At 66.4% G+C, this 6718-nt stretch carries 7 protein-coding genes and 1 pseudogene; 5 read left to right on the plus strand and 3 right to left on the minus strand.

Going from position 1 to position 6718, the window contains the following annotated elements:
• A partial coding sequence (locus D7Y13_RS36010) for a carboxypeptidase regulatory-like domain-containing protein (RefSeq protein ID WP_147452572.1) occupies positions 1–704 on the plus strand: 704 nt, incomplete at its 5' end.
• Between the two features lie 119 nt (positions 705–823).
• On the opposite strand, the gene D7Y13_RS36015 is transcribed toward D7Y13_RS36010, so the two are convergent.
• Complete coding sequence (locus tag D7Y13_RS36015) at positions 824–1051, minus strand: hypothetical protein (RefSeq protein ID WP_120538026.1); 228 nt, start codon at positions 1049–1051, stop codon at positions 824–826.
• A 319-nt stretch (positions 1052–1370) separates the two neighbouring features.
• On the opposite strand from D7Y13_RS36015, the gene D7Y13_RS36020 reads away from it, so the two are divergent.
• Together D7Y13_RS36020 and D7Y13_RS36025 are read left to right on the plus strand one after the other, a co-directional pair.
• Entirely contained in the window at positions 1371–2438 is a 1068-nt protein-coding gene (locus tag D7Y13_RS36020) for a DUF1521 domain-containing protein (RefSeq protein ID WP_120585983.1), read from the plus strand.
• 58 nt (positions 2439–2496) lie between these two features.
• Complete coding sequence (locus D7Y13_RS36025) at positions 2497–3012, plus strand: tetratricopeptide repeat protein (protein ID WP_233596002.1); 516 nt, start codon at positions 2497–2499, stop codon at positions 3010–3012.
• Positions 3013–3185: 173 nt separating this feature from the next.
• On the opposite strand, the gene D7Y13_RS36030 is transcribed toward D7Y13_RS36025, so the two are convergent.
• Positions 3186–3413: a hypothetical protein gene (locus D7Y13_RS36030; protein WP_120538026.1), complete on the minus strand. Its 228-nt coding sequence runs from the start codon at positions 3411–3413 to the stop codon at positions 3186–3188.
• Between the two features lie 277 nt (positions 3414–3690).
• Between D7Y13_RS36030 and D7Y13_RS36035 the strand changes: the two genes are divergently transcribed.
• Positions 3691–4158 carry a tetratricopeptide repeat protein gene (locus D7Y13_RS36035; RefSeq protein WP_120538027.1) on the plus strand — a complete coding sequence of 156 codons (468 nt, stop codon included), beginning with the start codon at positions 3691–3693 and terminating at the stop codon, positions 4156–4158.
• Between the two features lie 88 nt (positions 4159–4246).
• The gene (sctV, locus tag D7Y13_RS36040; RefSeq protein ID WP_120538028.1) at positions 4247–6370 is read left to right on the plus strand and encodes a type III secretion system export apparatus subunit SctV; all 2124 of its coding nucleotides are present in this window, start codon (positions 4247–4249) and stop codon (positions 6368–6370) included.
• A gap of 95 nt (positions 6371–6465) precedes the next feature.
• Here the strand turns inward: sctV and D7Y13_RS47275 are convergent.
• Positions 6466–6718 (minus strand): annotated as a pseudogene (locus D7Y13_RS47275) (FHA domain-containing protein); the annotation flags it as partial.

The raw sequence follows: 6718 nt of genomic DNA on the forward strand, positions 1-6718 counted from the left end.
GCCAGGGTGGGGGAGGAACTCCCGAGGGTGGTCAGATGTCGGGCAAGGTGGTGGATGCCCGGGGCCAGCCGCTGCCGGGGGTGACGGTCGTCGCCGACAACACCCTGGTCTACAACTCCAACGCCCTGGCGACGACGGGGTCGGATGGCACCTACCGCATCGACGTGAGCAAGCCGGCGGGAACCTGGCATGCCAGCGCGACGCACAAGGTCCAGTACAACGCCAGGTCGTACACCTTCGACCTGGATCCGAACGACGACAGCGTGTTCGCCGGAAATGAAGGTGCCGTGCGCAACTTCACCTGGAAGCTGTCGGGAAAGCGCGCTGACGACACCGGCTTCTACGGCGGGTTCGTCGCCGTCTACGTGGATCAGCTCATCGACCCCGCGGATCCGGAGCAGGCCATCAACTCGGACGACATCGAGCTGACGCTGACGCCGAGCGGAAAGCTGGTGGACGGCAGCGAGGGCGCGCCCATCACGAAGAAGCTGGTGCGCACGCCGGATGGTGACGCGGTGCAGGATGTGCCCGTCGGCCGGTACACGGTGACCGCCCGCTACGCGCAGACGGGCAAGTCCGCCCGTCCCATGCAGATCCGCGTCCGGGACACCGGCAACTACGCCGACTCGGTGACCGCGGACTTCGACGTCCTCACCACCACCCGGCATCAGATCCTGCTGAACGCCCAGCTTCCGACGCCCTGAGTCAGGCCTGGCGCGGGGGGCCCGGTGCCCTCCGTCGTCGTGCCGGGGCCAGCCCGCAAAAGCGAAGAGCCGGCCTCCCGTGAAGGAGGGCCGGCTCTCTCTGCCAGGAAGCGGCAGGATTACTTCATGTTGCCGATGATCGACATCGCGATCTCGTTCAGCTTCTTCATGATGTTGGAGGCGAAGGCAACGGCCTCCTGCTGCTTCTGGAGCATCAGCTGAGCCTCGGCGCGGGTACGGTCATCGCCCGTGAGGCCCTTCAGGGACGCCTGCTCGGTGGCGTTCAGGCCCTGGCTGGTGTTGAAGGCCTTCGAGATGGCGGCGCCGGCGACGGTAGCGTTGGACATGGGGTGTCTCCAGATTTGGTAGCGGGTGGGTGCGCTGCGAAGCTGCTTACAAAAGGATTATGGGGGATCGGGGTCCGGAAGTTTCCTGGGGATTTTCCGATTCAGATTTTCCCGCCTTTTCCCGGGGTGGCCGGTTCGCCCCCACCCTCCAGATGCGCCCAGATGATCCATGGAGGGGGCCTCCAGGGGTGGGTGGAGCGGGACTGGAAAATTCGTTGCCTTCAGAGCGAAACTCCTGCCCTCCAGCGCACGACAATCCTTCCAGTTCATCTTTTGTAGCGCTTTCCAGACCTCGACTTCCCTTTCCCGGGAGATGCCCATGGCGACGAACATCAGCGGCCTGAACACCCAGGCCCTCAGCGTGAAGAATCCTGCTCAAGGCGTTGTGAACGACGCGACCATCGCGAAGAACACGAAGCTCATCGAGACGACGCTGGGCCAGGTGGACAAGGCGATCGCCGGCGCGACCGCGAAGTCGGACAAGGCGAACGCCAAGGCCGATCAGATGGGCAAGTCGGTGACGACGAAGAGCGCCTCCGCCAGCTCGGGCGCCTTCCCCACGGAGCTGCCGAACCCGCTGGACAACGCCAACGCGCGCTACTCCCTGGAGGTGAAGGACAACAAGATCACCACCCCGGGTGGTTACGTCATCGAACCGCTCGGCCAGTTCGAGTGGAAGGTCACGGGTCCGGACGGCAAGGAGACCCGCGTGTGGGGCGATCCGCACGTCGACGAGGGCGACGGCGGCAAGTGGGACTTCAAGAACGACACCACGTTCGTCCTGGGCGACGGCACCCGCATCAACGTCAACACCGTGCCCTACGGCAACGGCATGACGGTGACGGGCTCGCTCGACATCATCATGGGCGACGACCACGTGTCGGTGAAGGACCTGGACAAGGGCAAGGGCACCATCAGCGCGGTGAAGCGCGATGCCGTGGACGAGGCGGTCCGCTTCGCGGGTCAGAACAAGACGGTGGACGTCGTGACCATGGGCACGTCCACGGATGACTGGACGTTCGAGAGCGGGGAGATCGTCGGCTCGGAGAACGGCGGCGAAATCCTGAAGAAGGGCAACGAGATCAACGTCAGCCACACCTACGGTGGCTCGGCGAACCCCGCCCTGGCCCAGAGCAACAAGGATCCGCTGGCCGCGCTGCAGAACCGCCTCAACGCGGTGACGAACACGTTCGACTCGCTGGCCCAGACCAAGTCCGCCGGCTTCAACCCGTTCAACCGCGTGGACGACTTCGGTGGCTCGTACGACAAGAGCAAGCACCGCAAGGGCATGACGGAGGCCTTCGACTCGGTCACCAACATGCTGAAGGCCCTGAAGCAGATCCCGCGCATGAGTGATACCGTGCGTCCGCGCAACATCATCTTCTAGTCGCCACACCCTCCCGCGAGCGGGGCGGAGTGGCGCCCCGCTCGTCAGGAGGTTCACGTTGAGTCCCAAGCCCCCGCCCCAGGCCCCATCCGCAGAGTCCCGCCAGCAGGAAGAAGATGCGCGGTTGATTCGCGGAGAAGTGACGCTGGGCGAGTTCCTGAAGATGCCCCAGGCGACCCTCTACCGCTGGGCGCAGACGGCACACCAGATCATGCAGGCGGGCAAGACGGCCCAGGCCCTGGACATCTTCAAAGGGCTGGTGGCCGCGGCCCCGTATGACAGCGTGCTGCATTGCCAGGTCGGCGCCGCGTACATGACGCTCGAGCGCTTCGACGAGGCCTTCGACGCTTTCGAGCAGTCGCTGCGGTTCAACACCGACAACGGGGATGCGCTCGTGGGTCGGGGCGAAATCTTCCTGCGCCGGGGAAACGTTCCCGCCGCGCTCGCGGACTTCAGCCGCGCCATCCAGAATGATCCGTCGCTGCAGCGCCGCTCCACGCAGCGGGCCCGCGGGACGTTGCTCGCGCTCAAGCAGCAGGCGGACCGGGTCCAGGGCAAGCCGTCGAAGCCGTAGCGCCCGAAGCCTCCGCCCCGCTCCACCCTTCGCGGCCCGGTCGCACGCTCCTGGCGTGGGTCCGGGCCGTCGTGCTTGCGGGGGAGGAGGGGTGGACGAAGGCAGGCCCGCAAAAGCGAAGAGCCGGCCTCCCGTGAAGGAGGGCCGGCTCTCTCTGCCAGGAAGCGGCAGGATTACTTCATGTTGCCGATGATCGACATCGCGATCTCGTTCAGCTTCTTCATGATGTTGGAGGCGAAGGCAACGGCCTCCTGCTGCTTCTGGAGCATCAGCTGAGCCTCGGCGCGGGTACGGTCATCGCCCGTGAGGCCCTTCAGGGACGCCTGCTCGGTGGCGTTCAGGCCCTGGCTGGTGTTGAAGGCCTTCGAGATGGCGGCGCCGGCGACGGTAGCGTTGGACATGGGGTGTCTCCAGATTTGGTAGCGGGTGGGTGCGCTGCGAAGCTGCTTACAAAAGGATTATGGGGGATCGGGGTCCGGAAGTTTCGTCCCCATTTTCTGATCTTTTTTCCCGCCAGAAAAGGGGGGGCGGGAAAGCCGGGTCGATCACGCGGGACGCACCCTCTTTGGAGGTTGCCCCGATAACAGACTAAGCTGTCCGCGCCCGAAGCCACCCCTGTCCACTGGTGGTCGGTTGCGGGCAACGTCCTCCTGTCCTCCCTGTGAGGGACCCGCGCTGATGACGACCGAATCCAAGGCCACGGTGATGCACGACAACGAGAAGCCCCTGTCTGCAGCCGAGATGCTCGAACGGGCCACCGAGGGCTTCAACCTCTTCCAGGACGGGCGGTTCAGCGAGGCACTGGCCATTTTCGAGACCCTCCTCGCGCTGGACGCGTCGGAGGCGTACTTCCACACGGCCCTGGGCGCCTGCCACCTGGCGCTGGAGGATCTGGATCTGGCGGTGGACTGCTTCAACCGCGCCATCGAACTGGACCCCACGGACCTGACCCCCTTCGTCAACCGGGGCGAGGCCGCGCTGCGCCAGGGGCGGGTGATGGAAGCGGCCCAGGACTTCAACCGCGCGGTGGCGCTGGACCCCGAGGGCAAGGACCCGCTGAGTGCCCGTGCGCGCATGCTCGCCGCCGCGGCCATGGAGAGCGCCGAGGACGTCGGCGAGTCCGAGGCGCCCGAGGACGACGCCTAGTCCTAGCGCAGGCCTCCTCCCTTTCCAGGGGAGGGCGTACCCCCCCTTGGGAACCAGGGCCGGCCCGGACTAGGATGGCGCCCCGACGATGACCGGCGATCCCAACAGCTTCCTGAACAAGTACTCCGATATCGTCCTGGCGGTGGTCGTCGTGGCCATCGTCGGGATGATGATCGTCCCGCTGCCGACGTTCCTGCTGGACATCCTGCTGACGCTGAACATCAGCATCTCGGTCATACTTCTTCTCATCTCCCTCTACGTGCCAGGCGCGCTGCAGCTGTCGGTGTTCCCGACGGTGCTGCTGATCACGACGATGTTCCGCCTGTCGCTCACCATTTCCACCACCCGACTCATCCTGCTCACCGGCGACCCTGGCGAAGTGGTGGTGGCGTTCGGCAACTTCGTGGTGCAGGGCAACTTCGTCGTCGGCGCCATCCTCTTCCTCATCCTGGTGGTGGTGAACTTCATCGTCATCTCCAAGGGCTCGGAGCGCGTCGCCGAAGTGGCCGCGCGCTTCACCCTGGACGCGATGCCCGGCAAGCAGATGTCCATCGACGCGGACATGCGCGCGGGCTCCATCGATCAGGAGCAGGGCAAGAAGAAGCGCCGCGACCTGGAGCGCGAAAGCCAGCTCTTCGGCGCCATGGACGGCGCCATGAAGTTCGTGAAGGGCGACGCCATCGCGTCCATCATCATCACGGTCATCAACATCGTGGGCGGCCTGATCATCGGCGTGACCCAGAAGGGGATGGCCGCAGCGGACGCGGCGCAGAAGTACACGCTGCTCACCATCGGTGACGGTCTGGTCGGCATGATTCCCGCCATCCTCATCTCCACCTGCGCCGGCATCCTGGTGACGCGCGTGGGCGGCGAGGAGGAGGGGGCGCACCTGGGCAAGGACGTGGGCAGCCAGCTCACCGCCTACCCGAAGGCCATCGCCATCGCGGCGGCCATGCTCGTGGGCCTGGGCCTCATCCCCGGTCTGCCCAAGATTCCGTTCTTCATCCTCGGCGCGGGCGCGGGTTTCGGCGCGTACACGATGATGAAGAAGAAGGACGCGGATCAGGCCGCCGAGGAGGCGGGTCCCGCGATGGAGTCCAGCTTCGGCACCCCCGTGTCGTCGGAGCCGGCGCCCAAGGAGCAGCTCAACCCGGACTCGGAGCTGTTCATCCCCGTCGTCACCCCCATCGTGCTGGAGGTGTCCGACGCGCTGGTGCCCTTCGTGGACTCGCGGCAGGACGGCGGCAAGTTCCTCTTCGAGCTCATCCCGTTCATGCGCGACGGCCTCTTCGTGGAGCTGGGCGTCCGCTTCCCCGGCGTGCGAGCGCGCGGCAACGGCGGCCTGCCTCCCGGGGCCTACCAGATCCAGATCAACGAAGTCCCCGTCGTCACCGGCCAGGCCACCCTGGGCCACATCCTGGTGAACGACACGGTGGACCGCCTCAAGCTGATGAACATCCCCGGCTTCGAGGCCATCAACCCCGCGACGCGCCAGCCGGCCGCGTGGGTGCCGGAGCAGTTCCGGGAGACGCTGGAGTCCGCGGGCCTCACCACCTGGGACGTGCCCGGCTACATCATCCTGCACACCGCGGCCATCCTGCGGAAGAACGCCCGCGAGTTCATGGGCGTGCAGGAGACGCAGACGATGCTGGAGCAGCTGGAGAAGGCGTTCCCGGCCATCGTGAAGGAAGTCGTCCCGAAGATCGTCAACGTGCTGAAGCTGACGGACATCCTCGGGCGGCTCGTGGAGGAGGAGATCTCCATCCGCGACCTGCGCGGCATCCTCCAGTCCCTGTCGGAGTACGGGCAGGTGGAGGCCGACAACGTCATGCTCACCGAGCATGTCCGCGCCTCGATGCGCCGCTACATCTCCCACAAGTACGCGCGCGGCACCGGCACGCTCGTGGTGTACCTGTTGGATCCGAACATCGAGGAGGCCATCCGCAGCTCCATCAAGCGCACCTCCGCGGGCGCCCACCTGGCGCTGGAGCCGGAGATCGCCCAGGAGATCGTCAGCGCGGTGCGCTCCGAGTGCGGACACCTGCCGCCCAGCGCCCAGCGCCCCGTCATCCTCACGGCGATGGACATCCGTCGGTACGTGCGCAAGCTGCTGGAGTACGAGTTCACGCCCTCGTTCTCCATCCTCAGCTACCAGGAGCTGTCGCCCGAGCTGAACATCCAGCCGGTCGCGCGCATCTCCTCCGGCCGGTAGTTCCAGGGCCCCCGTCTGGGGGCCCTTCGTTTTTCCGCCGCCCGGGGAAGCCCGGGCGGACCGTCGCTCGCGACAGGGACGCCGGGCCGGAAGGCTCAGGCGCCCGCGAGCACGGCGATCATCAACACCAGGAAGGTCAGTCCCACCACGCCCATGACGATGAGCGGGACGAACTTCTTCTTGTCCGCCAGCGACGCCATCGCGCCGCCGTTGTCCGGCTGGGGCTCCGGGACGTACTCGTTCGAGCCCTCGTCGGGCTGCGGCTCCTCGGAGCCCCCCGAATTCGGGTCCTCGGCGGACTGGGAGGCTTCCTCGGGCGCGGGGGCGGGCTCCGGCTCGGGTTCCGGT

Origin of the sequence: Corallococcus praedator, assembly GCF_003612125.1 — a bacterium.
GTDB lineage: Bacteria > Myxococcota > Myxococcia > Myxococcales > Myxococcaceae > Corallococcus > Corallococcus praedator.

Coding starts and splice junctions, on each gene's coding strand:
- D7Y13_RS36035 (WP_120538027.1), top strand. CDS start 3,691: ATGACGACCGAATCCAAGGCCACGGTGATGCACGACAACGAGAAGCCC.
- D7Y13_RS36030 (WP_120538026.1), bottom strand. CDS start 3,413: ATGTCCAACGCTACCGTCGCCGGCGCCGCCATCTCGAAGGCCTTCAAC.
- D7Y13_RS36015 (WP_120538026.1), bottom strand. CDS start 1,051: ATGTCCAACGCTACCGTCGCCGGCGCCGCCATCTCGAAGGCCTTCAAC.
- D7Y13_RS36020 (WP_120585983.1), top strand. CDS start 1,371: ATGGCGACGAACATCAGCGGCCTGAACACCCAGGCCCTCAGCGTGAAG.
- sctV (WP_120538028.1), top strand. CDS start 4,247: ATGACCGGCGATCCCAACAGCTTCCTGAACAAGTACTCCGATATCGTC.